Annotated in this window: 14 protein-coding genes and 6 pseudogenes; 14 read left to right on the top strand and 6 right to left on the bottom strand. The window is 39.4% G+C overall.

The annotated features are described in order from the left end of the window. Positions 1-151: 151 nt before the first annotated feature. The 3 genes from ftsZ to D2C72_04200 all read right to left on the bottom strand — a co-directional run bounded on the left by ftsZ (position 152) and on the right by D2C72_04200 (position 4394). Positions 152-1309 carry a cell division protein FtsZ gene (gene ftsZ / locus D2C72_04210; protein ID QEF43542.1) on the bottom strand — a complete coding sequence of 386 codons (1158 nt, stop codon included), beginning with the start codon at positions 1307-1309 and terminating at the stop codon, positions 152-154. Between the two features lie 128 nt (positions 1310-1437). Beyond that, positions 1438-2916, bottom strand: coding sequence for a cell division protein FtsA (gene ftsA / locus D2C72_04205; protein QEF43541.1), 1479 nt, complete (start codon positions 2914-2916; stop codon positions 1438-1440). Between the two features lie 14 nt (positions 2917-2930). Then, a complete protein-coding gene (locus D2C72_04200; GenBank protein QEF43540.1) occupies positions 2931-4394 on the bottom strand; it encodes a peptidylprolyl isomerase in 1464 nt (487 codons plus the stop codon). A 128-nt stretch (positions 4395-4522) separates the two neighbouring features. Here D2C72_04200 and D2C72_04195 point away from each other — a divergent pair. After that, positions 4523-5832 (top strand): annotated as a pseudogene (locus D2C72_04195) (adenosylmethionine--8-amino-7-oxononanoate transaminase). Positions 5833-5937: 105 nt separating this feature from the next. On the opposite strand, the gene gatC reads toward D2C72_04195, so the two are convergent. Genes gatC through D2C72_04180 form a run of 3 tightly spaced genes read right to left on the bottom strand, consistent with a single transcriptional unit; the run spans position 5938 to position 8798 of the window. Beyond that, complete coding sequence (gene gatC / locus D2C72_04190) at positions 5938-6219, bottom strand: Asp-tRNA(Asn)/Glu-tRNA(Gln) amidotransferase subunit GatC (protein QEF43539.1); 282 nt, start codon at positions 6217-6219, stop codon at positions 5938-5940. Between the two features lie 14 nt (positions 6220-6233). After that, complete coding sequence (locus D2C72_04185) at positions 6234-7709, bottom strand: 2,3-bisphosphoglycerate-independent phosphoglycerate mutase (protein QEF43538.1); 1476 nt, start codon at positions 7707-7709, stop codon at positions 6234-6236. Positions 7710-7721: 12 nt separating this feature from the next. Then, positions 7722-8798 (bottom strand): hypothetical protein, encoded by a 1077-nt coding sequence (locus tag D2C72_04180; GenBank protein ID QEF43537.1) that lies wholly within the window; start codon positions 8796-8798, stop codon positions 7722-7724. A 112-nt stretch (positions 8799-8910) separates the two neighbouring features. On the opposite strand from D2C72_04180, the gene D2C72_04175 reads away from it, so the two are divergent. From D2C72_04175 to D2C72_04115, 13 genes and pseudogenes are all read left to right on the top strand, one after another. After that, the gene (locus D2C72_04175) at positions 8911-11016 is read left to right on the top strand and encodes a glycine--tRNA ligase subunit beta (GenBank protein ID QEF43536.1); all 2106 of its coding nucleotides are present in this window, start codon (positions 8911-8913) and stop codon (positions 11014-11016) included. A 49-nt stretch (positions 11017-11065) separates the two neighbouring features. Further along, positions 11066-12307 carry a hypothetical protein gene (locus D2C72_04170; GenBank protein QEF44185.1) on the top strand — a complete coding sequence of 414 codons (1242 nt, stop codon included), beginning with the start codon at positions 11066-11068 and terminating at the stop codon, positions 12305-12307. Continuing rightward, positions 12304-13377 (top strand): sodium:proton antiporter, encoded by a 1074-nt coding sequence (locus D2C72_04165; protein ID QEF43535.1) that lies wholly within the window; start codon positions 12304-12306, stop codon positions 13375-13377. The genes D2C72_04170 and D2C72_04165 overlap by 4 nt, the downstream gene beginning before the upstream one ends. Next, positions 13374-16435: pseudogene (locus D2C72_04160) on the top strand (efflux RND transporter permease subunit). The gene D2C72_04165 and the pseudogene D2C72_04160 overlap by 4 nt, the downstream one beginning before the upstream one ends. A gap of 15 nt (positions 16436-16450) precedes the next feature. Beyond that, positions 16451-16731: pseudogene (locus tag D2C72_04155) on the top strand (DUF3240 domain-containing protein). A gap of 66 nt (positions 16732-16797) precedes the next feature. Beyond that, the gene (locus D2C72_04150; GenBank protein ID QEF43534.1) at positions 16798-17085 is read left to right on the top strand and encodes a virulence factor; all 288 of its coding nucleotides are present in this window, start codon (positions 16798-16800) and stop codon (positions 17083-17085) included. A 304-nt stretch (positions 17086-17389) separates the two neighbouring features. Next, positions 17390-19036: pseudogene (locus D2C72_04145) on the top strand (GTPase). A 2-nt stretch (positions 19037-19038) separates the two neighbouring features. Next, positions 19039-20493: an ATP/GTP-binding protein gene (locus D2C72_04140; GenBank protein ID QEF43533.1), complete on the top strand. Its 1455-nt coding sequence runs from the start codon at positions 19039-19041 to the stop codon at positions 20491-20493. 260 nt (positions 20494-20753) lie between these two features. Beyond that, positions 20754-21374 (top strand): annotated as a pseudogene (locus D2C72_04135) (hypothetical protein). Between the two features lie 175 nt (positions 21375-21549). Next, positions 21550-23256, top strand: a pseudogene (locus D2C72_04130) (ATPase). A 138-nt stretch (positions 23257-23394) separates the two neighbouring features. Then, positions 23395-24333 carry a glycerol-3-phosphate dehydrogenase (NAD(P)(+)) gene (locus D2C72_04125; protein QEF43532.1) on the top strand — a complete coding sequence of 313 codons (939 nt, stop codon included), beginning with the start codon at positions 23395-23397 and terminating at the stop codon, positions 24331-24333. Positions 24334-24346: 13 nt separating this feature from the next. Further along, positions 24347-25243, top strand: a complete 897-nt coding sequence (gene glyQ, locus D2C72_04120) for a glycine--tRNA ligase subunit alpha (GenBank protein QEF43531.1) — start codon at positions 24347-24349, stop codon at positions 25241-25243. Between the two features lies 1 nt (position 25244). Beyond that, a complete protein-coding gene (locus D2C72_04115) occupies positions 25245-25976 on the top strand; it encodes a Nif3-like dinuclear metal center hexameric protein (protein ID QEF43530.1) in 732 nt (243 codons plus the stop codon).

Raw genomic sequence — 25976 nt, 5'->3', positions numbered from 1 at the left:
CTCTCTAAACGCTCTAAAAATCAGCATAACGAAAAATCAAAGTTTTAAAATCAAAGCTTCTTAATTTTATTCTAAAAATGAATGAGAGCAAACCCAACAAACCGCTTTATTATAGCCCTATAAAAATAGGGGAGAAAAGCGAGATCTGCAATCAATCTTGTTGGATCCTTATGGCTGTGGGTGTGGATAGTTCTTCTTCAGTGGGGATTCTTAAAAAATCGCTATTACCCACTTTTCTTGTTTGTTTCACCACAGGCTGAGAGGGCGTAGCGATAGATTCCAAACCCGCTCCACCGCTGTTTCTTTCAGCACCGGTTGCAATGATAGTAACGCGCACATGATCAATGGGGATACTCTCGCTCGTGTGTTGGCCAAACTTAACATCAACATCTTGATTGGCTCGTTCTTGAATAGATATGCAAGCTTGAGAATAAGCATACATAGGATAATCAGGGTGGTGCTCAAAAAAGACAATAATGCTCTTAGCCCCATCAATAGAAGCGTCATCAAGAAGAGGCGATTGGATCGCATTTTCCACCGCTAATTTAGCGGATTCTTCGCCAGTGGCCTCACCAATACCCATTAACGCAAAGCCTTTAAAACCAAGAGCGCTTTTTAAATCGGAAAAATCAACATTAATATCACCGGGCTTAGTGATGATCGTAGAAATACCGCTCACAGCTCTAACCAAGACATCATCAACTTCTTTATAGCATTCTTTTGTGCTGGCGTTTTTTTTCATGGTCAAAAGAATTTTATCATTAGGGATAACCAAAATAGAATCGCTAGATTGCTCCAATTCCTTTAACCCCTCTTCGGCTTTCTTGCTTTTTTGAGATCCTTCGTATTTGAAAGGCTTGGTAACGATAGCAATCGTGAGCGCTCCCACTTCTTTTGCGATTTTAACGATAGTAGGGGTGGCTCCAGTCCCAGTCCCTCCTCCAAGCCCTGTAGAGACAATGACTAATTTGGCGTCCTTAATCGCTTCTCTAATTTCATTAGCGCTTTCTTCAGCGGCTTTCCTACCAATATCAGGAACCCCTCCAGCACCTAAACCTCCAGTAGACTCTTTGCCTAAAAGGATTTTAACCGGAGCGGGATTGTTTTTGAGGTGTTGGCCATCAGTGTTCGTTGCAATGGGGGTAACATCTTGATGCACGCCGTATTCAACCAAGTGTTTGATCATGTTAGACCCCCCACCTCCAACACCGATGACGACAATCTTAGCCCCTTTATAAGCTGGATCGCTTACTTCTTCAATGCTCGCTTGACCAATATTATAATTTTCCATCTCTGATTGATGAACCATAGCCACATTCTCCTTGAGATACGATTTTTGCAAATCTTAAACTTTGATAAATAGCTAAAGGATTATACCATGTTTTCTGGCTTCTTAACTATCAAGGCGTTTTTATCGCATAAAGAAATGGCTGTATCTTAAAAGATTTTAGAAATCTTATCAAGGAAACTTTTAAAAAAACCTTTTTGTTCGGTGGGTTTTATAGGCAAGAAATCATCGTTTTTAGCGGTGTTTAAAGGAGCGTTAGGGGTTTTTAAATCGCTCAAATTCCTTTCTGTGGGCGATGAATGGATATGGGGGGTAGGGCTTGATTGATGGGCTGTTCTTGTGTAATCATCGCTTTCATGGTAGCGGATAACCCCTTTAGAGTCTCTTTCATAATTGGTATGCCCCCCTGCTTTGTATAAAATCAAGCCAACCACGACTGAAAAGCGAGGATCTTTCAAGTCTTCAAACATGCCCATGATATTGTATTTTTCCACAGGGGCCGCCAAACGCACCGGGTAATTAGTGAAATGGGTTCTGGCTAATTCTTTGATCCCTTTCATTAAAGCCATCCCACCGGTTAACACAACGCCTCCGCCCAAATGCTCTTCTAAGCCGCTATCTTGAATGCTCCTGTGGATGATCTTAAAAGTTTCTAAAGCCCTTTCCCTCATGATAGTTTGGATTTCACTAAGCGGCACAATATGGCTTTCATGGCCATCAGAGCCAGTGGTAGGGATTTGGACGCTTTGAGAGGGCGTTTCTTCTCCGTTTTCAAAAGAAAGATCCCCATATTTGATCTTAACTTCTTCAGCGTAAGGGAATGGGGTGTTGAGCATGTGCGATAAATCCGTGGTTAAATGGTGAGAGCCTATGGGTAAGTATTTGTTATAGCGTATGGAATTGCCGCTATAAATCGTAAGGTTGCATGTCTCTCCGCCCATATCCACGCAAGCCACGCCCAACTCCCTTTCATCATTAGACAAGGTGGCAATCGAGGCTGCATAAGAATTGATCACGATGTTTTCAATCTCCACTCCAGATTGGATCATGATTTTTTCTAAATTTTCAATGTTGTTTTTTTCTGTATAGACAATGTGGATAAAGACTTCCAAGCGAGTCCCGCTCATCCCTAAAGGGTCATTCACTTCTTGTTTGTCTAAAGTGAAGCGATAGGGGAGGGCATGCAAAATATGTTTGTCGTTATCCAAGCCTGCTTTAGCGCATGCGTTATTGATAGCGCGATTGATTTCATCTATAGTAACCACATTGTCTTTGGTACTGGCCACACCGGTGATATCTCTAATGCTTTCAGTATAAGCCCCAGAAAAAGAAACGATCGCCTTAGTTTTAGGGTAATACGATTCTCTAAAGGAGATGGGGTTATTCTTGTCTTCATCAGCGTTCAAACCTGCCATTTTTTTAGCACTATTAATCACTTCTTTAATGGCGTTAGAAGCGTGAGCAAGGCTATTGATACGCCCTCTTTTGATGGCTTTTGAATTGATTTCTTTGGAGTCTTGATGAGCGGTGCCAATGATGCGTAAAATCCCGTCTTTAAATTCAGCCACTATGGCACAAATCTTTCTAGAGCCTATATCAACCCCTATAACGATTTCTTTATGTTCCATGATTTCCCCTTGCATTATTGAATGTATTTGACTATCTTATAGCGTTTTTTCAATTCTTCTATCAACGCTTTATCAAAAAAATCCGTTTTAGTGTTATTAACTAAACGCTGCATGTATTGGCTTTCTTCTGCACTAAAGGGGTGGTTGAAATTTTGTTCTGTGATTTGATAAAGCACCACTTTATTACCTATGGTTACAAACCCCTTTTTTTCCTGGCGGTTAAAAAGGGCGTTGATAAATTTCGTGCTCTCTTCTTGGTTAAGTTCATTAATAGTGCCTCCAAAATTAGGGCTTACATAGCCCACGCTTTTCCCTTTAAAATCCTTAAGTTTTTCTTTAGCTAAAGTTTGCAACGCCATAAGGGTTTTTTCTTGAGTCAAACGGGTTTTAAGAGCGCTTTTGGCTTCATCAAAATTTTGCAATTCGTCTTTAATTTGAGAGATGAGCTGCACCACGATAAAACCATCTTTAAAAGGCTCTGGTTTTAGGACTTCAAGGGGCTTGAGAGCGGTGAGTTTTTGCGTGATTTCAGCAGTATAGGGGGAGTTGTTTTCTTCAAAATCTTGCGTGGTGTAGTTTTTTGCGTTCGCTTTTTTTAGAGCGATATAGCTCCTTAAAGCTTTTTCATTCGCTTTTTGCATGCTTAAATCATGCTTGACTTGCTCTTGAACGCTTTTAAAATCCTGCAATTTCCCTTCTTTGTCCAAATAAGACACCTTGTTTTTATGGTAGTATTCCTCCAACTCTTTCAAATCAGTTTTTTCTAAACTAGCGTCAAAATATAAAGAGCGTGTTTTAAAGCTTGTGGGCTTTTTAAAATCCTTTCTATGGTTTTCATAATATTTTTTCATCTCTTCTTCATTAAGAGAGATTTTAACATCATCAGGGTTTAGGATAAGAATGTCTAATTTGTCTTGCAATTTTGCCCAAAGCGATAGACTGGATTGCTCCAAAGGGGTGGTGGTTTTGGGGAATAGAGCGCTGATTTTTTGGATAATCAAAAGCTTTTCAACGCTTTCTTCAAAGTGTTTGGGGCGGTAATGGCTTTGTTTTAAGATATTTTTATACAATTCTTCATCAAAAACGCCATCTTTTTGAAAAACGCTCGTTTTTCTGATCTCTTTGGCCACTTCTTGTTTCGTAGCGCCAAGCCCTAAATCTAAAGCGAAATTCCTCAATAAAGCTTGATTGATGAGCGAATCTAGCGCGCTTTTTTCCAAATGCATGGCTTTGATTTGATCTTCGGTGAGTTCTTTAAAATCAGGGATAGACTCAGCATAAGCGTCTTTAAGGCGGCGGTATTCTTGGGCTAATTCTTCTTGAGAAATCTTAATCTGTCCCACTTTGGCAGCGCTATCGCTATCTAAAGAAAAGCTGTATTGCCCCCAGCCTATCATCCCGGCAGCAATAAAAGCGATCGTGCTTATCCATATTGTAACCACTAAATACTTTCTATGATTTTGCATCCATTCAATCATAAGAACTCTAATCCCTTTAAAAAATCAAAAATGTGAAATTCAGGTTTAAACAACCTTATAGTAAAATTAAATAACCCTATTTTAACCAAAGGTTATTAAAATTATCCTTATTATAGAGAGTTTTTAACATGAATTTTCAAGAAAATCTGGCCGCTTTGGATTTAGAATACCTTTGGCACCCTTGCTCGCAAATGCAAGAGCATCAAAATTTCCCCATTATCCCCATTAAAAAAGCTCAAGGGATTTACCTCTATGATTTTAATGATAACGCCTACATGGATTTAATCAGCTCATGGTGGGTGAATCTTTTTGGGCATAATAACGCCTATATCAGCCAACAGCTCAAAAATCAAATTGATGATCTAGAGCATGTCCTTTTGGCCTCTTTTAGCCATAAGCCTATCATCACGCTCTCTCAAAGGCTCTGCCAACTCACTAGCATGGACAAATGCTTTTATGCGGATAACGGCTCATCTTGTGTTGAAATCGCTTTGAAAATGAGCTATCACGCCCATTTTTTAAAGAATCAAACGCACCCTAAAAAGCTTTTTTTATCGCTTTCTAATTCTTATCATGGCGAGACTTTGGGAGCGTTAAGCGTGGGCGATGTGAAACTTTATAAAGACACTTACACCCCCTTATTGCTCAAGAATCTCATCACGCCCGTGCCTAAAAACGACAATGAAATAGAAAATAGTTTGAACGCTTTAAAGCGTTTGTTAGATGAGCATGGTGAAGAAATTTGCGCCTTCATTGCAGAGCCGCTTTTGCAATGCGCGGGGAATATGCATATTTATAGCGCGAAGTATTTAAAACAAGCCGTTTTATGGTGCAAGCAAAAAAACATCCACATTATTTTTGATGAAATCGCTACCGGGTTTGGGCGCACAGGGAGCATGTTTGCTTATGAGCAATGCGGGATCGAGCCTGATTTTTTATGTTTGTCTAAGGGGATTAGTGGGGGTATTTGCCTTTAAGCGCGCTATTAACGCATAATGAAATCTATAACCAATTTTACGCCCCCTATGAAGAAAATAAAGCGTTTTTGCATTCGCACAGCTACACAGGAAACGCCCTAGCATGCACATGCGCGAACGCCACGCTGGATATTTTTGAAAAAGAAAATGTTATTGAAAAAAACAAGGCTTTGAGCGAGTTTATTTTTAACGCGCTCCAAAACGCGTTAAAACCCTTGATAGAGCAACAAGTGGTGTCTAATCTAAGGCATTTGGGCATGGTTTTTGCCTTTGAAGTCTTTATTCAAACCAAAGAGCGTTTGAGTTTGGCGGTTTTTAAAAAAGCTCTAAAAAAAGGCTTGTTGTTGCGCCCTTTAAACAACACCATTTATCTCATGCCCCCTTATATTATCACGCATGAAGAAGTCAAAAAGGCGGTTGCAAGGCTAGTGGAAATTCTTGATGAGTTAAAAAAAGGCTGAAAGCGCTTTTAAAAATAAAATAGTAAAAAGCTTAATTTCAGTCAAGCGATAGCTTTTTTCTGTCTGTTTGATTTCAAAAATCAAGCTTTTAACTTGATATAAAACCTATTCAATGATTTTAGGCACAACGAAGTAATGATCTTGGCTGTGTTTGTTTCGGCTTAAAATCTCTTTGGCAATGTTAGGTTGGCTTTTGGGTTCGTCTTCTCTTAAGGGGGTGCATAGCTCTGTATCCGTTTTTAGTGCATGAGTTTCTAAAGCGAAGATGTTTTCTACAAAGCCTAAAACCTCCGCTAAATGGCCTTTAACGCTCTCTTTATGCTCGTCTTTAATCTCTAGCATGCTCAATTTTTCCAAGCGTTGCAATAGTTTATCATCAATTTGCATTCTTTTCCTTTAGTTTAAAATAGGGGTTCGTCCATCGTTGCTGGGGCTTTAATGCCCATGAGCTTTAACACGCTGCTAGCGATATTGTTTAACGCCCCATTTTTAATGGATTTGACTCCATTCCCTAAAACAAAACAATACACGCTCCCGGCGGTGTGGTTGGTTAAGGGGTTTTGGTTTTCATCTTTCATGCGTTCGCAATTCCCATGATCGCTTGTTAAAAGCATGGCGTAATCCAATTCTTTAGCCAGTGAAAGGATTTCCCCTAAGCATGCATCCACCGCTTCTACCGCTTTAATGCTCGCTTCAAAATTCCCTGTATGCCCCACCATGTCGCCATTAGCAAAATTCACAATGATCAAATCCGTGCCTAATCTCATTTGCTCCAACACCGCAAGGGTTACTTCTTTAGCACTCATTTCAGGCTTTAAGTCATAGGTGGTAACTTTAGGGCTTTGGATAAGCACCCGGTTTTCATTTTTAAAAGGCGTCTCCACTCCGCCATTGATGAAAAAGGTTACATGCGCGTATTTTTCAGTCTCAGCGATATGGCTTTGGGTCAGGTTGTGTTGAGACACCACTTCAGCGAGCGTGTTTTGAACGCTTTCTTTAGGGAATAAAACAGGGTAGGGGAAAGTGTTATCATAAGGCGTCATGGTAGCGATATGGAGTTTTTTAAAAGCTTGACGCTTAAAGCCGCTAAATTCCTTTTGACCCAAAGCGCTCACGATTTCTCTAGCCCTATCGTTCCTGAAATTGATAAAAATAAAGCTTTCATCATCTTGCATGCCACAATAATTTTTAAAACAAGCGGGCATGATAAATTCATCGGTAATATTTTTATCGTATTGGCTTTGGATATACTCGCTAGGGCTTAAAGGCGTGTGATGAAGCCCCATTAAACTATGATACGCAAGCTCAATCCTTTCAAAGCGATTATCCCTATCCATCGCATAAAAACGGCCACCTATGGTAGCGATTTGAATGTTTTCATTGCAGATATTTTGCATTTGTTTTAAATAAGTTAAAGCGCTTTTAGGAGCGACATCGCGCCCATCGGTGATTAAATGCAGACAGACTTTTTTATGGGATTTTTCACACTCTAAAGCCAGAGCGATAAAATGCTCAATGTGTGAATGCACGCCTCCATCGCTCATCAAACCCATAAGATGCACCACAGGGCTTTTTTGGATCGTGTTTAAAAAAGCGGGGTTGTTTTTTAAGTCATCGTTTTGAAGGCTTAAAGAAATTTTGACTAAATCCTGATAGAGCACCCTACCAGCCCCAATGCACATATGCCCCACTTCAGAATTTCCCATTTGCCCTTCAGGTAAGCCCACGCTCAAGCCATGCGTATCAATCAGGCTATAAGGCAAGGTTTTAAACATCAAGTCATAAGTGGGTTTTTTAGCATGAAAGAATGCGTTATGATCGCTATCTTTACGATACCCAATGCCATCAGTGATAATCAAAAGAGTTTTTTGCGCCATTTTTAGGACTTTTTAAAGCTCTTGCATGATGGTGATATGGTTAGCTAAAATCGCGTTCCTTTGCCCTGGAGAGCAATTTTTGCACACTTCTTTATTTTTGGAATTTTTGGAAGCGGTTTTAGCGTTGCTTTTAGTATTATTTATATTATTTTTGGGGGAGCGTTTTGGACTCACTTTAGCCGGTTTTTTGGGGCTTTTTTTAGCGGGTGTGAAATCAGCGCTATTGATTTGAGCCAAATACATGGGTTTATCTTTTTCTTTTTCTGGCTTGTTGGTTATTTGCTCGCTAGTTGCCTCTTTCATTTCTTGAGATTTTTGCGTTTGAGTTTCCTCTATTTGAGTTTCTTTGGTCTCTGTTTTAGCTAAAGTTTGGGGCATGGCGTTGCCAATAGGGTCTAGATCCAAGTTACTATTAGCACTTTTTTGCAATTCTTGATCATTACTGGACTGCGAGTCAAAGATTTTAGATTCTTTCAAACGCCTGATTTTATCTTGTATCTCTTCATAATATTTTTCAGCATCAGCGTTAGCTTTCTCGTTTTTTTCCCAACGACTGCCTTTATTGTAAGACTTGATCATGTCTTTTAGATTGTCGTGGTAGCGCGTTTTCCAATAGAGTAACTCTTTTAGGGCCACTTCAGAAGCAAACGCATCGTCTTTAATGAGCAATTCCCCCATCACATTACGCAAAAAGGGGCTGTTATTATGCCCATAGCTTTTTAAAACGCTAGGGATATACGCATGGTAAATGCCCGCGCTCGGATCCGAAAAATTGATTTTATAAGTCCCTGCGCATGATTCTTTCCACGCAATGCCTGCCATTTCATAGCCTAAATTTTCTTTAGAGCCGAATTGATAGGCGGCTTTTAAGACTTCTTTTTGCTTAGCGTTAAAATCTTTAAGATTATCGCAATTGGTCATCATGACTTTAGTAACGGGCGATTTGGGCTTGTTTTTAACCCCTTTAGCGGGCTTAGGCTCTGTTTTAGTGGGGTTTTCTGCTGCAACTAAGCTTAAAGATGCACTTAAGGCTACGCCTAACCATAAGGCTTTAAAAAGGGTGTGAGTGAGTGGGGTCAAATGTTTCAAAACGCCTACCTTTTGTATTTAAAAAATAAACTAAACTAAAAATAAATTCAAGTATAATTCTAACATGATTTAGTCTTAAAAGTGATTTTGTTTTTTAGGGAGAATTGAGATTTTGCATTCAGATGAATTGTTAGTAGAGATTTTAGTTGAAGAATTGCCCGCACAAGCGTTATTGAATGAATATAAAGAAATGCCTAAAAAACTCCACGATCTTTTTCAAAAACGCGCTTTAGAAGTGGGAAATATAGAGGTTTTTTACACCCCTAGGCGCTTGTGTTTGTTCGTTAAAGACTTTCCTCTTTTAACGCAAGAAACTAAAGAGGAATTTTTTGGCCCTCCCGTTAAAATCGCATGCAATCATCAAGATAAAACGCAAGGGCTGAACGCTCTAGGTTTAGGGTTTTATCAAAAATTAGGACTAAAAGATCACCAGCATTTCCAAACCGCGTTTAAAAACAATAAAGAAGTGCTTTATCACGCTAAAATCCACGCCAAACAGCCTACAAAAGACTTAATCATGCCCATTGTGTTAGAGTTTTTAGAGGGTTTGAATTTTGGGAAGTCCATGCGTTGGGGCAATGTGGAAAAAAGCTTTATCAGGCCCATTCATAATATTTGCGTGTTGTTTAATGGGGAAAATTTTAACGATATTGAAGTTAAAGAGTATGGCTTTAAAACCAAGCAAGCCACCAAAGCGCACCGACAAGAGGGTTTTGATTTTATTGAAGTGGATAGCCCTAAAGCGTATTTTGAAGTTTTAGAAAAAAACCATGTCATTTTAGACCCTAAAAAGCGCGAAGCGAAAATCTTACAAGAAATTAAAGAGCTAGAAACAAAGCACCACATCATCGTGGAAATAGATAGGGATTTATTAGATGAAGTTGTAGCGATCACGGAATACCCCAGTGCGCTTTTAGGGGAGTTTGACAAGGCGTTTTTAAAATTACCCAGTGAAATCATTATCACTTCCATGAAAGAAAACCAACGCTATTTTGCAACCTTTTGTCAAAAAAGCCAAGAAGAGAGCCCAACATTACACAACGGCTTTATTGTGGTGAGTAACGCTATCAATAAAGACAAGCAAAAAATCATTTTAGGCAATCAAAAGGTTTTAAAAGCCCGTTTGAGCGATGCGGTTTTCTTTTATGAAAACGATCTCAAAAAGCCTTTAGATAACGCCCCTTTAGAGAGCGTGGTTTTTGTGCAAGGTTTAGGGACTTTAAAAGATAAAATGGAGCGCGAATCAACCATCGCTCAATATTTGACGCAAAAATATATTTCATCTTTAGACATGCCTTTAGAAAAAGCCCTTGAATTGGTTAGCCGAGCCGTTAAAATCGCTAAGGCGGATTTACTCAGTGAAGTGGTGTATGAATTTAGCGAGCTTCAAGGGATCATGGGCTATTACTACGCTTTAAAACAAAATGAAAACGAGTTAGTCGCTTTGAGCTTGAAAGAGCAGTATCTGCCCGCAAGCGAAAACGCCCCCTTGCCCTCTAGTGTTTTTAGCGCGATCGTGGCTTTGAGCTTGAAATTAGACAGCCTGTTTTCTCTTTTTAGTGCGGGTAAAATCCCTAGCGGATCTAAAGATCCTTTTGCTTTAAGGCGTTTGAGTTTTGGGCTATTGAAAATCATCGTGCATTACGGGTTAGGTTTTGATTTAAAAGCGGATTTAAAAAACCTCTTTGAAAAAGTGGGCGTTTATCAAAGCTTTGATTTAGAGGTTTTAGAGAAGTTTTTACTGGAGCGCTTTCATAATTTAATAGATTGTAACCCCTCTATTATAAGGAGCGTGTTAAACACCAATGAGCGAGATATTGTTAAAATCATTCAAAAAGTCAAAGCCTTAAAACGCTTTTTAGACGATCCTAAGAACGCTCAAAAAAAAGAGTTGCTTTTTAGCGCTTTCAAACGCCTAGCCAATATCAATAAAGACAGAAACCCTAACGAATCAAGCGGGTTTTCTACGAGTCTTTTCAAAGAATCGCAAGAGCATGCCCTTTTTGAAGCGTTCAATGCGATCAAAACGAGCGCTTTTGAGAGTTTGGATAGCAAAATAGAGGCTTATTTTGGTTTGCATGCGCCTTTAGAAGAATATTTTAAAAGCGTGCTAGTGATGGATAAAGATATAGAAATCCAAAAAAATCGTAAAAATTTCTTGTGGGGCGTGTATCAAAGTTTCTTAGAGATTGGGGATATTAAAGAAATTGCGATTTAATTCTGTCAAACGCAAAGTCCAGCGTTTTTATTTGGGGGTAACTTTTTTAATGAGCATGTTTAGTGCGGGCATGCTTAGCGCGAAAATCTTTACCCTACAAGAGTTTTTTAAAGAAGTAGAAATTAATTCAATGGAGTTGATCGGCAAAAAAGCCGATTTTAAAAGCCGTTTGAATGATCAACGCTCCGTGAACGCTTGGGATTTCCCTTACATTGAGAATGAAACCTCTATGGTGAAAAACTTCCAAGGCATCATAGAAGCGCAGCCCAGAACCCTTTTAGTGGTAAGACCCAAGCTCCCATGGGTGAGTTCGCTTTTATCCAAAAGCCTTTCTATTAAAACCATTCAATACGATAAAAGCTATCAATTAAATAAAAATCTCGCTTTTATTGGCGCTAAACGCCTTTATTTGACTTATGTGATGACTAAAGAAAAATATCAGGTGTATGTGCAACGAGAAGCGAACTTTTATTCGCAGCTCAAAATCGCTAAAGAAAAAGTTAAAGCCGGCAGCATGAGCGAAAAAGATTATATCAACTTCAATAACTCTTATTTGGAATCCAAACTCGCTAAAACCAATGTGGAAACCAAACTCATAGATTTAGAAAAAATGCTAGACACGATGCTAGCGATTGTGGAGCCGGTCAAAGAGGGGGCGCATTTTGACACTTATTTAGACCATTTGCATGATGTCAAGGTGATCGGTTTGGATTTTGAATACGTGCACTTAGAACCTGAAGCTTTAAAGTTTAAATTGGATCGCTCGTTGTATGTGGATATTTTGGATTTGACGGCTAAAGATTATCAGGTGAATGCGAAATTGGCTAATAGAGACGTGTTTAATGCATTTGAATTCGGGATTGGCTCTGAAAGCTATAACTCTTCCACTAATCTTTCTATAGAAGTGCGTATCCCTTTGCCGGTAACGCCTAAAAATATCTATCAAAAGCGTAAATTCTTGGATTTGCAAAGCGGGACGCTCGCGCAAAATGAAGTGATGAAACGAAACATACGAATCAACGCCAACTCCTACTTAAACCAGCTCAAAACTAAAGAAGCATACATTGAAACCCAAAAAGAAGCCATTGCCAATAAGAAGCGTTTGATGGAAATGGGGCGCATCGCTTATGAAGCCCAAAAAATCGGGCTTTTTGAATACTTGATTTATCAAAATTCTTACATGGACGCTCTCATCGCTCTAGCAGAAGCCAAGATTGAATACATTGATATTAGCGCGCTTTTAGAAGAGACTTTAGGGGAGAGCTTGACCAGATTAGGAGAATTGCATTGAGGCGGGCGTTATGGTGGCTTATGTTAATGGGCGTTTTGGGTGTTTCTTTAAAGGCCAAAGAGTATCCAGAAATTGTTTTAGAAGAAAAAAACTTGCAACCCATGGGGTTAAAGGTGATTAAATTAGATAAAGAGATTTTCAGTAAAGGGCTTCCTTTTAACGCTTATATTGATTTTGACAGCAAAAGCTCTGTGGTGCAGAGCTTGAGTTTTGATGCGTCTGTGGTCGCTGTTTATAAAAGAGAGGGCGAGCAGGTGAAGGCTGGAGATGCGATCTGTGAAGTGAGCTCTATTGATTTGAGCAATTTGTATTTTGAATTGCAAAACAATCAAAATAAATTAAAAATCGCTAAAGATATCACTAAAAAAGATTTAGAGCTTTATAGGGCCGGGGTGATCCCTAAAAGGGAGTATCAAAATAGCTTTTTAGTCAGCCAGGAAATGGGCTTGAAGGTAGAACAATTAGAGAGCGCGTTTAAAAGCTTTGGCGTGGATCCCAAAAACCCTAAAGGGCAGTATGGTTTTAGGATTGTGGCTAGAGACAGCGGTCTTTTAGCGTTAGCGCCTAAAAATGTGGGCGAGAAGATTTTGGCTTTCACCAGCTATGTGCGTATTTCAAAAAGCGATGATTTGATCGCTCAAATCAAATTGCCTGTAGGCGTTTCTAAAACCATTAAAAGGGATTCGCCGGTCTATAATGAAGAGGGGGAAAAAATCGGAAAGATCCAAAGCGTTTCGGTGGTGTTAGACAAAGGCTCTAACACGATTTTAGCCACCGCTTTATTAGATGAGGGCAATTACCATGTGGGGGAAATGGTAGAAATGTATATTCAAGGCTCACAACCCAAAGACTCCGTTTTAATCCCTTCAAACGCTTTAATCAGAAACGGGAAAGATTACTTAGTGTTTGTGAGAACGCCTAAAGGTTTTAGGCCTGTGGTGGTTCAAGTTTTAGAAGAGCGCAGCAAGATTTTTATCGTGAACGCTCAAAATTTACACCCCAATGACAGCGTGGCAGTGGGGTCATTGATAGGGTTAAAAGGCATGATTAATAATTTAGGGGAAGAATAATGCTCGCTTCCATTATTGAATTTTCCTTACGCCAGCGAATAATCGTGATTGTTGGCGCGATTCTTGTTTTGTTTTTTGGGACTTATAGTTTTATCAACACGCCAGTAGACGCTTTCCCAGATATTTCGCCCACTCAAGTTAAAATCATTTTAAAACTCCCCGGCTCTAGCCCTGAAGAAATGGAAAACAACATCGTGCGCCCTTTAGAATTGGAGCTTTTAGGGCTAAAAGGGCAAAAATCTTTAAGAAGTATTTCAAAATATTCTATTTCAGACATCACGATAGATTTTGATGACAGCGTGGATATTTATTTAGCGAGAAACATTGTTAATGAACGCTTGAGCAGCGTGATGAAAGATTTACCCGTTGGGGTTGAGGGGGGCATGGCGCCCATTGTTACGCCCTTATCGGATATTTTTATGTTCACCATTGATGGCAATATCACTGAAATAGAAAAACGACAGCTTTTAGATTTTGTGATCCGCCCGCAATTAAGAATGATTAGCGGCGTGGCGGATGTCAATTCTATTGGAGGCTTTAGCAGAGCGTTTGTGGTGGTGCCGGATTTTAACGACATGGCGAGGCTTGGGATAAGCATTTCTGATTTGGAAGAAGCCTTAAGAGTGAATTTAAGAAACAGCGGAGCGGGGCGCGTGGATAGGGATGGCGAGACTTTTTTAGTCAAAATCCAAACCGCTTCTTTGAGTTTGGAAGACATTGGCAAAATCACCGTTTCCACGAATTTGGGGCATTTGCACATTAAGGATTTTGCAAAAGTCATCAGCCAGTCTCGCACCCGCTTGGGGTTTGTTACTAAAGATGGCGTGGGCGAGACCACAGAGGGCTTGGTGCTTTCTTTAAAAGACGCTAACACCAAAGAAATCATCACTCAAGTGTATCAAAAGTTAGAGGAATTAAAACCCTTTTTACCGAGCGGCGTTTCCATTAATGTTTTTTATGATCGCTCAGAATTCACGCAAAAAGCCATTGCCACCGTTTCTAAAACCCTCATTGAAGCCGTTGTTTTAATCATCATCACGCTCTTTTTATTTTTAGGGAATTTGAGGGCGAGCGTGGCTGTGGGGGTGATTTTACCTTTAAGCTTGTCTGTGGCGTTTATTTTTATCAAACTTAGCGATCTGACTTTAAACTTGATGAGTTTAGGGGGGTTGGTTATCGCTATAGGCATGCTCATTGACTCAGCCGTGGTGGTGGTGGAAAACGCTTTTGAAAAATTGAGCGCTAACACTAAAACCACTAAACTCCATGCGATTTATCGCTCATGCAAAGAAATCGCTGTTTCAGTGGTGAGCGGGGTGGTGATCATCATTGTGTTTTTTGTGCCGATTTTGACCTTACAGGGTTTAGAGGGTAAGATGTTTAGGCCTTTAGCGCAAAGCATTGTGTATGCGCTTTTAGGCACTTTAGTTCTATCTATCACGATCATTCCTGTAGTGAGCTCTCTTGTTTTAAAAGCCACGCCCCATAGCGAAACCTTTTTAACGAGATTTTTAAACAGAATCTACGCCCCTTTATTGGAATTTTTTGTACACAACCCTAAAAAAGTGATTTTAGGAGCGTTTGTTTTTTTGATCGCAAGCCTTTCTTTATTCCCTTTTGTGGGAAAGAATTTCATGCCCGCTTTAGATGAGGGCGATGTGGTTTTGAGCGTGGAAACCACCCCCTCTATTTCTTTAGATCAATCTAGGGATCTCATGTTAAACATTGAGAGCACGATTAAAAAGCATGTCAAGGAAGTTAAAAGCATTGTCGCGCGCACAGGGAGCGATGAATTGGGGTTGGATTTAGGGGGCTTGAATCAAACCGATACTTTTATTTCTTTTATCCCTAAAAAAGAATGGAGCGTAAAAACCAAAGATGAATTATTAGAAAAAATCATGGATTCTTTAAAAGACTTTAAGGGGATTAACTTTTCTTTCACCCAACCCATTGAAATGCGGATTTCTGAAATGCTTACAGGGGTTAGGGGGATTTAGCGGTTAAGATTTTTGGAGATGATATTAGCGCCTTAAACGAGTTGAGCTTTCAAATCGCGCAAGTCTTAAAAGGGATTAAAGGATCTAGTGAGGTTTTAACCACGCTCAATGAGGGCGTGAATTACTTGTATGTAACGCCCAATAAAGAATCGATGGCGGATGTGGGGATCACTAGCGATGAATTTTCCAAGTTTTTAAAATCCGCTTTAGAGGGTTTGATCGTGGATGTGATCCCTACAGGGATTTCACGCACGCCAGTGATGATCCGCCAAGAGAGCGATTTTGCAAGCTCTATCACAAAGATTAAAAGTTTGGCCTTGACTTCAAAATATGGCGTTTTAGTGCCTATCACTTCTATCGCCAAAATTGAAGAAGTGGATGGCCCTGTTTCTATCGTGCGCGAAAATTCAAGGCGCATGAGCGTGGTTCGCAGCAATGTGGTGGGGCGCGATTTAAATTCTTTCGTAGAAGAGGCTAAAAAAGTCATCGCTCAAAACATCAAGCTCCCCCCTAGCTACTATATCACTTATGGGGGGCAGTTTGAAAACCAGCAACGGGCCAATAAAAGGCTTTCTACCGTTATCCCTTTAAGCATCTTAGCGATTTTTTTCATTCTTTTCTTTACTTTTAAAAGCATTCCTTTAGCCTTGCTCATTCTTTTGAATATCCCTTTCGCGGTTACCGGAGGGCTTATTGCGTTGTTTGCGGTGGGGGAGTATATTTCAGTACCAGCGAGCGTGGGCTTTATCGCTCTTTTTGGGATTGCGGTTTTAAACGGCGTGGTGATGATAGGCTATTTTAAAGAGCTTCTCTTGCAAGGAAAAAGCGTAGAAGAATGCGTTTTATTGGGCGCTAAAAGGCGTTTGAGGCCGGTTTTAATGACCGCTTGCATTGCCGGTTTGGGTTTAATACCTTTATTATTTTCTCATAGCGTGGGATCAGAAGTCCAAAAACCTTTAGCGATCGTGGTGCTTGGAGGCTTGGTTACCTCAAGCGCTTTAACCTTACTCTTATTACCGCCCATGTTCATGCTCATCGCTAAAAAGATTAAAATCGTTTGAGTTAAAGGATTTCGCATGCTAGCTTTAGAAATTTATATTGATATTTGTTTGAAAGACGCTTTAATAGATTATTTGTTTGAAAAAGGCTTTGATGATTTTTTTATGTGGAATGCTATAAATACGCCGCTTCTTCGCTGCTTTTAAGCCAAAAAGAGCAGGTGAGCGGGCGTAAAGACTACGCTAAATTCAAGCTTTTTTTAAGCGAGGAAGTCGCTTTACCTCTAGCAAAAGATTTAAAAAATCAGTTCGCTTCTAAAGACATGAAATTGTTTTATTCTCAAACGCATGGGTTGTAAAATGCATGCATTAACCAAACGAAATTATAAGTAAAAACATGCTATAACACCAATAAAGGAGCTAAGATGTATGCTGTAACTTTTGATCTTGACACGAATTGCTTGAATGAAAACGGGATGGATCTGTCAAAAGTTTATTCTGATATTCGTAAATTCATGGAACAATACGGCTTTAAATGGCAACAAGGTAGCGTGTATTTTGGTGATGAGACTATCAACGCTGTTACTTGTGTCGCTACGGTGCAAATTTTAGCCAAACAAATACCATGTTTTGCGGTTTGTGTTAAAGATGTCAGAATGTTAAAAATAGAAGAAAACAACGATTTGATGCCGGCTATTAAAATCGTTTTATAAGCATAGCTCTTGCGAGTTTTGACAAACAAGACAAGAGGATCTCACGCTATTTGACGCAATCAAAAATCATTCATTTTGTCGTATTAACTCTAACCCGTAAAAATCAAGTATAATACACACCATTAAATGGTGCTAGGAGTTTGTAATGATGATTATTCTTAAAAATCCGCTCTCTCTCTCTCTCTAGTCAGCCGTTTTATCTTTTCACCCCCATATAAACCCATACCCATATAAACCCTATCTGTTTTTTTAGGGATTTTTGCGTCTGATTTAGATTTTAATTTTTAATTTTAAAGGATTGGTAATGATTTTATACGCACAGACGAATTTTATGGAGTTTTTAGAACAGGTTTTAGAAGTTTTAAAAGAAGTAAAGATCGATAAAACAGAATGCTCTACTCTTTTAGCAAGCATTCAAAAACAACAGCTTGTGATACCCGTTGTGGGGAATTTTAGCGCAGGGAAAAGCACACTATTAAACCGCTTTTTAGGCAGCAGCGTTTTGCCTACCGGTATCACGCCAGAGACTTCTTTAGCCACTGAGTTGCACTATAGCGCTAATGAACGCATAGAGGCTTTTTCAAACAATGATGAAAAAACAGAGAGTTTTGAACTGAATGAGCAAAGTTTTGAAGCGATTAAAGACAATGCGGCGAAGTATTCCTACCTTAAGGTTTATTTGAATAATGAAGCTTTGAAAAACAGTGCTCCTTTAGTGTTTGTGGATATGCCAGGCTTTGATAGCCCCATTTCAAGCCACACCCATGCCATTTTGGAATATTTAGAAAGAGGCGTGCATTTTGTCATTCTCACAAGCGTAGAAGAGGGCAGTCTCACTAAACGCATGGTTAGGGAATTAAAAACCCTTTTAGAGTTTGACAAAGGCCTTAGCTTTATTTTGGGTAAAACGAATTTAAGAACGCCTTCGCAAGTGGGAGAAATTTCTCACTACATTCAAGAGCAAATCCAAGATCACCTTGATTTGACAACGCATCTTATTTATTCTAATAAAGACAATAACGCTCTTTTAGAGGTAGCGGATACAATAGACGCTGAAAAGCTTTTTAGCGCTTTGTATTTGAAACGATTGAAGTTTTTAAATTCCTAGTTACAAAACAGCCTAAAAAGCGTGATTGAAAGCTTTGATTATTCTAAAGAAAAGGCGTTAGAAGAAATATAAGCTTTGGATTTGAGCGTTAAAGACATTGAAAAAACCTATGAAAAATTAAGGGCTAATTTAGAAGAAGAGTATTCTAGCGTGGCTGTAAATTCTATGGTTAAAAAAGTCATAGAAGAGGTCAGGGAGCAAAAATCCTATTTAGCCTCTTTAATCAACAAGCCTAACGAGTTCAATAGCGAAATAGAAAGCATCATGCAACAAAGCTTGATCAAAAACGCTAAATTAGAGATTGAAAAGATCAACCTTTCTTTTTCAAAAGATTTTTGCGTGGAATTTGAAAGCCTGAACAACACGCGGCTTTCTAGCGATTTGTCTGTGAATTCAGAGCATGGCCTTGAATTAGGGATCAACGCTTTAAGCGTGATTTTAGCCAAGAACCCGGTTACAAGACCTTTCGCGCTGATCTTACAAGGGTTAAAACCTCTTTTAAAAGATTTATTGACATTACTGCCTAATATCATCGCTTCATTCTTTAGAAATGAAGAAAAAGAGCGGGCGAAGTTAGAAAATCTGATTGAAGTCAAAGTGATACCAGAGGTTCAATACAAGCTTAAAAAAGTTTTACCGGGCTTGTTTAATGAATGCTTGGAAAATTCCCTAAAAGGTTTAAAAGATCGGTGCGAATTAGAAATCACGCATAAAAAACAAGAAATTGCGCTCGCTCAAAAGGAAAAAGAAAAACACTTAAACGATTTAGAAAATCAAAAACAAATCTTAGAAAACAAGATCAACGCTTTAAGCGATTTAGAACAACAATATTTAAAGGATTAATAATGAACGCGCAAGAACTCATCAAAAAAAGCGCTTTAATTGAAAAAACGCTAAAAGAACAAGGCTTACAAGAAAAAGCGAGGCCTTTTATGAGCGAAAACGCTGTGATCAAAACCGAAGAGTTAGAGAAAACGCTAAAAGAAATGCAGGCTGAAGATAGGGATCTTAAAGTCGGTATCATCGGGCGCGTGAAAGCGGGCAAAAGCTCGCTCTTAAACGCTTTGATTTTTGAGGGTGTAGAGGTTTTACCCAAAGCGGCAACGCCCATGACCGCTAGCCTTACCATTTTAAAATACGCTCAAAATCTGAGCGCTGAAGTGGAGTTTTATAGCCCAAAGGATATTTTAGAGCTTGAAAACGAACATGAAAGGTATGTAAGGGAGTTTAACAGGATTGTTGAAGAAGAAGTCAAAAAGCAAAAAGAAAAACAGAGTTTGGCAAATAGGACTAAAGAGAGAGTTAGGAATGTTGGCAACAAAGTGCTTGGCAGAAACAAAAACACTGAAGCAGCACCCAAAGAGAATATTTTAAGCGATGAAGAAATAGTGAAAAGGGCTGAAAGGATCGCTAAAGATAAATTAAAAGGGGACGAAAAACTCGTTTCATCCTACGATCAATGCGAAAAAATGAAAAAAAGCGGATCGCTCAATACGAAAAACTTGGATTCGCGCATTCAAGCCAACAGCCTACAAGAGCTGAATCAAAAGTTGCTCCAATTCGTGGGCGCGAACGGGAAGTATATGCCCTACACTAAAGCGGTGCAAATTTCTTTGAATAACCCCAACCTTAAAGATTTGGAAGTGATTGACACCCCGGGAGTGAATGATCCGATCGCTTCTAGAGAAGAGCGCACCAAAGCCTTATTAAAAGATTGCGATGTGGTGTTTATTGTAAGCCCTTCTGGTCAGTTTTTAACGGATAGCGATATGAGTTTGTTTGATAGGGTTTCTCATAAAGAAGGCCTTCAAGAAATTTATTTCGTGGCAAGCCAAGCCGACAGCGCTGTTCTTTCTATGAGTGAAGTGGAAAAATCCAACCAACACCTCCCTACAGCCTTTGAAAACGCGCAAAAAACCCTTTCATCTCAATTAAATAATATCATGGAAGCGTTGATTCAAAACTACCCCAACCAACGAGAGGTTTTTGAAAAAGCAATCAAAAATGGCGTTATTTTGGCTTCAGGGGTTTGCTTTAGCATGCATAAAGATTTCAACAACCAAGCTTCTTGGGAAAGAAACCAAAAAACACAAGAGTATCACAATGCCTTACGGAATTTAAGAGATTCTTACCCTGACGCTTTTGATAGCGATGATAAGTCTAAAGAAAGCTTACTCTTTTTAAGCAACATGGGCGCGATTGAAGAGCGTTTAAAAAAGCTGCCCAAGAGAAAGAAAAAATCATGTCTCAAAAATTGCAAAATTACGCAGAGAGCCAAGCAAACAACCTCCATAAATTGATAACGCAGTTGTTGCAAGATTTAGAAGAAGAAAAAAAGAGGGTTAAAAACGCTGACATTAGCGCTATCAAAGAGCAAATAAGGGCTTATCAAAACCTCTCTGGTAACATTGAAATGAAGTTTAGGGAAGCGTATGAAGAATTTATCTTGCATTTCCTCAACAATATTAGAGGTGGCTTGGAAGAAACGTTGAAGAAAGCTATCCAAACGGCCAAAGTGGGCGCTGAAGAAGAAGAGGGAGTAGAGCGTTACACTGAAAGAGTGAAGCAAGGCGGTGCTTGGGGGAGCTTTAAAAGGAATTTTTTGTTTTGGACTGATGATGATGCGGGCTATGATTAAGTAGAACGCACAAGAGCAGTGATTAAAGCCGGAGCGGTGCTTGATTATTTGAAAGAGATGCATGAAAGCTGTGAAGAAGCCTTAAACAGAAGCGCTGATTCTTTTAAAGTCGTTTTCAAAAAAGAACTCTACGCTGAAGTCTTTTCTCAATTGCGCGAAATCATCTCTGATGATTTGATTGATGAGATGGCTTTCAAAAAAAGCGTGGATACTGTTTTAGATTCCATTGAATTTAAAGAGTTTGATTATGCCGATAAGCTTCCTGGCGAGATAAGGGGGAAAACGGGCTTTTTAAAAGGCGATGAAGCTAATGCTTTCATACAAAGCGTGGGGAATTATGTGAGGAATTTTGAAGCTGAGGCTAAAAAAGATGTGAAAGGCTATATCCAAGGTTTAAGAGAGGATCTAGGAGAACAAGATTTTGCTAATGGGGTGCTTTCAAAACTCCAAAAAGACATGCAAAACTTGCACAATCAAGCGCAAAATAAAGTTCAATCCATCGCTCAATTAGACGCTCAAATCAAGGCTTTAAAGGAGATCTAATGAGCATTAATTTTTTAATGACCAATTTAGTGCGGCTAAAAACCACCACAATACAGAGGGGTTAAAAGAACGCTACGATCTAATCGCTCGTATTTTAAACGCTAAAACAAACAATGAAGGGCTAGAAGAATACCAGCAAATCTTAGACAACGAGTTTTTAGAGTTCGCTAGCGGCGTGGATTCGCTCAAAGAAAAGGAAATAGCGTTACTGATGCTCCAAGAAATCCAAAAAGAATTGCAATTAGTAGCGAGCTACCCTAGTTTGTTCCAAAAAACCATCGTTGCGGTGGGGGGAGGGTTTAGTGCGGGCAAATCCACTTTTTTAAACAACTTGTTGGGCTTGAAATTAAAACTCCCTGAAGACATGAATCCCACCACAGCTATCCCCACTTATTGCCTAAAGGGTAAAAAAGAAGTTTTAATGGGGTTTTCTCAAAATGGGGGCATGGTGGAATTGCCACATCTTAAGTTTGACCATCAGTTTTTAGAATCCCTTGGCTTTAATTTGAAAGAAATCATGCCTTTCATGCTTTTGAGCGCTCCTAGTGCGCCTTTTGAATTTTTATGCTTCATAGACACGCCTGGTTTTAACTCCGCCAAGCAAGGCTATACGGATGGGGACAAACAAGCCTCTAAAGAATCCCTAAAGCACGCTAAACGCATTTTATGGTTCATTAGTTGCAAGAGTGGGGAGATTCACAAAAATGATTTAGAATATTTGCAAGAATTATATAAAGAAGGCAAGCAGGTTTTTATCGTATTGAGTAGGGCTGATAGGCGTGCAAAAAGCCAGTTAGAAGAAGTCGCTATTAAAATTAAAGAGACTTTAAAAGATCATGGCATTGAGTTTTTAGGGATTTGCGCTTATAGCGCTACAAGGTATCAAGAAATTAAAGAGTTCAGCGAAAAAAGCCCCGTTTTTGACTCGCTTGAGGAATTTCTAATGAAGTTGAATCAAAGGAGCGAGAAACAAAACGAAATTTTAGAATCTTTATACGAGGTGCATCGGATGTATGAAAAGGCTATTAATCAAGACGCTAACAAATTCAAACGCTACCAAAAGACTTTGCATTCTGTCAAACTGGATTTGATGCAAAAAGGCTTTGATGATTTCAAAGATGCTACCTTTAATAAAATTCATTCGCTCAAAAAAGAATTTTCTGAGCAAGAAGAATCTAAAAGAGAGAATTTAGCGCAATTGAACGGAGTGATTGACTTGTTTAAAGAAAGCATTGATAAGGTTTTTGATCGTGTGAGCGCTTTCACTTGGGAAAAATACAAAGAACAAAACGAAGACGAAGAGAACGACGAAGCAAACTACCGGGAGTTTGAAGAGATCAAAAAAATGGCGCTGTATTTTAGGGATCGTGCTTTGTTTTACTTGGATTGGCTTGAATTGAGTGAAGGAGAGATCTAAAGAGAAGAAGAGAGAACAGATTATTTTAATGATTTTCTTCAACTGCACTACTCTTTAGAAAATTTGCAAACGCTTAGGGAATTTAAAGAAAAAGAAAACGAAGACTATCAAGAGTCCTTAAACAATGAGGAGCTTCAAAACGATTTGCGGGAGTGGAGGGATTTAAAAAACACACTGGAAGAAATAAACCGCCGAGAGTTTGAAGAAATCAAAGAAATGGTGCTGTATTTTAGGGATTGGTGCATGTTTCGTTTAGATTGGTATGATTTGAGCCAAGAAGAAATCCAAGAATGTAGAGATTGGATGGATGAAGATAATGAATTGATCCAACTAGACTATTCTTTAGCAAATTTGTCAATACTTAAAGAATATAAGGAAACAAACGAAGAATATTATCAAGAGTCCTTAAACAATGAGGAGCTTCAAAACGATTTGCGGGAGTGGAGGAGAACAAAACGGCGGTGATTTAGATCAGAGCGTGAAAGAGATTTCTGATTTTTACTACCCTATTTTTAATCAAAGACAGCGTTTTGAATGTAAGGGCTATTTTAAACTTATTATTGTAAAATGGTGAGTTTTACAATCAATGAGATTAGGAATTTAATGGAAATTGCAGTATTTGGTGGCGGGGCGTGGGGGAGGGCTTTAGCCTTTGCTTTTGGAGAAAAGAATGAAGTCAAAATCATTTCAAGGCGGGATCTAAACGAGCCGTTAAAAAAGCTCAATGACGCCTTGATTTCTAAAGGTTCTGCCCCCATAGAGCAAGTGGATTTACAAAGAGGCTTAAAAGCAGCGCTCTATGTCATCGCTATTAGCGTGCAGCACTTGAGAGAATGGTTTCAAAACGCTTCTTTACCCAAAAACGCTAAGGTTTTAATCGCCTCTAAAGGGATAGAGGTGTTAAATAAGGCGTTTGTGAGCGAGATCGCAAAGGATTTTATCGATCCTAATTCTTTGTGTTTTTTAGCGGGCCCGAGTTTTGCGGCTGAAATCATTCAGGGCTTGCCTTGCGCGTTAGTCATCCATTCCAATAATCAGGCTTTAGCGCTAGAATTTGCCAATAAAACCCCCTCTTTTATCAGAGCCTACGCCCAACAAGACATCATAGGGGGTGAAATCGCTGGTGCGTATAAAAATGTGATAGCCATTGCGGGGGGGGTTTGTGATGGCTTGAAATTAGGCAATAGCGCTAAAGCGAGTTTATTGTCTAGAGGTTTGGTGGAAATGCAACGCTTTGGGGCGTTCTTTGGGGGCAAGACAGAGACTTTTTTAGGGCTTTCTGGGGCTGGGGATTTGTTTTTAACCGCTAATTCCATTTTATCCAGGAATTATCGTGTGGGTTTGGGGCTAGCCCAAAACAAGCCTTTAGAGGTGGTTTTAGAAGAATTGGGCGAAGTGGCTGAAGGGGTGAAAACGACCAACGCCATTGTGGAAATCGCTAGAAAATATGGCATTTATACGCCCATTGCGAGCGAACTAGCCTTGCTTTTAAAGGGTAAGAGTGTGCTAGAGAGCATGAACGATTTGATCAGACGCGCTTAAAAGGAAAGAGAGCATGCAAGATTTTTCAAGTTTATTATTAAAATTACAAGAGTATTGGAAAGATCAAGGCTGTTTGGTGATCCAGCCTTATGATATTCCTGCAGGAGCGGGGACATTCCATCCGGCCACGCTTTTAAGGAGCTTGGATAAAAAGCCGTGGAATGTGGCGTATGTCGCGCCCTCTAGAAGGCCTACTGATGGGCGCTATGGGGAAAACCCTAACCGCTTGGGGAGTTATTACCAATTCCAAGTAGTCATCAAGCCAAGCCCTTCTAATATCCAAGAACTCTATTTAAAAAGCTTAGAAGTGTTAGGGATAAACCTTAATGAGCATGACATACGATTTGTAGAAGACAATTGGGAGAGTCCGACTTTAGGGGCATGGGGGCTTGGCTGGGAAGTGTGGCTTGATGGCATGGAGGTTACGCAATTCACTTATTTCCAGCAAGTGGGGGGCATTCCTTGTAACCCTATCCCTGTGGAAATCACTTACGGCTTAGAAAGATTGGCAATGTATGTCCAAAAAGTGGAAAATATCCTAGAGATTGAATGGGCTAAAAAGGATAATGAAAGCGTTCGTTACGTGCAAGTGCATTTAGAAAGCGAATACGAATTTAGCAAGTATCATTTTGAAATAGCGAGCGTAACAAGGCTATTAGAAATGTTTAAAAACGCCCAAGCCGAAGCCTTGCATTGCTTAAAAAACAAGCTCCCCTTGCCGGCTTATGATTTCGTGATGCTATGCTCGCATTTTTTCAATATTTTAGACGCCAGAAAAGCGATTTCGGTGGCTGAAAGGCAAAATTATATTTTACAAATCAGGGATTTAGCCAAAGGGTGCGCCGTTCTTTATAAAGAGCAAGAAGAAGAAAGAGAAGAGCGCCTAAAAAACGCTCTCTCAAAGGCTTAAAATGGCGTTAGTTAGGGAAGTGTTGGAAGTTTTGAATCGCCTTTCGCCTTTTGAACTCCAAGAATCATGGGATAATAGCGGGTTGAATGTGGGGAGTGAAAACCATGAATTTAGCGAGATTATCGCATGCTTAGAAATCACGCCTAAAATCGCTCTAAACGCCCCACAAAACGCCCTAATCATCACGCACCACCCTTTAATTTTCAAGCCCTTAAAAACGCTAAATTATGAGGCTTATCCGGGGAATATTTTAAAAACCTTAATCCAAAAAAACATTTCAGTCATCAGCATGCACACGAATTTTGACAAAACGCATTTAAATAAGCATTTCGCGTGCACGCTTTTAGGGTTTGATGGCTTGATGGAAAAAGGCCTTATGTTAGTGAAAGAAAACGCTAATATAGAATTTGATGCGCTGTTAGAAAAAATCAAATCGTCTTTAGGGGTGGGACAATTAGCGTGTGTCAAAAGTTCTCAAATGATTAAAGATTTAGCGTTTGTGTGCGGATCGGGGGCGTCCATGCTACATTCTTTAAAAGTGCAAAGCTGTTTGATTACAGGAGATGTGAAATACCATGACGCTATGATCGCTCAATCTTTAGGGATAAGCTTGATTGACGCCACGCATTATTATAGCGAAAGGGGTTTTGCACTCATTGTGGCTGAAATTTTGCATTCTTTTGATTATTTGGTTACAATAGAGAATTTTAAAAACCCCTTGCAAATCATTTAA

Source organism: Helicobacter pylori (genome assembly GCA_008032955.1).
Taxonomy (GTDB): Bacteria; Campylobacterota; Campylobacteria; order Campylobacterales; family Helicobacteraceae; genus Helicobacter; species Helicobacter pylori_DC.
The sequence above is the reverse complement of the archived record's forward strand: the minus strand, read 5'-3'. Positions and strand labels throughout refer to the sequence as shown.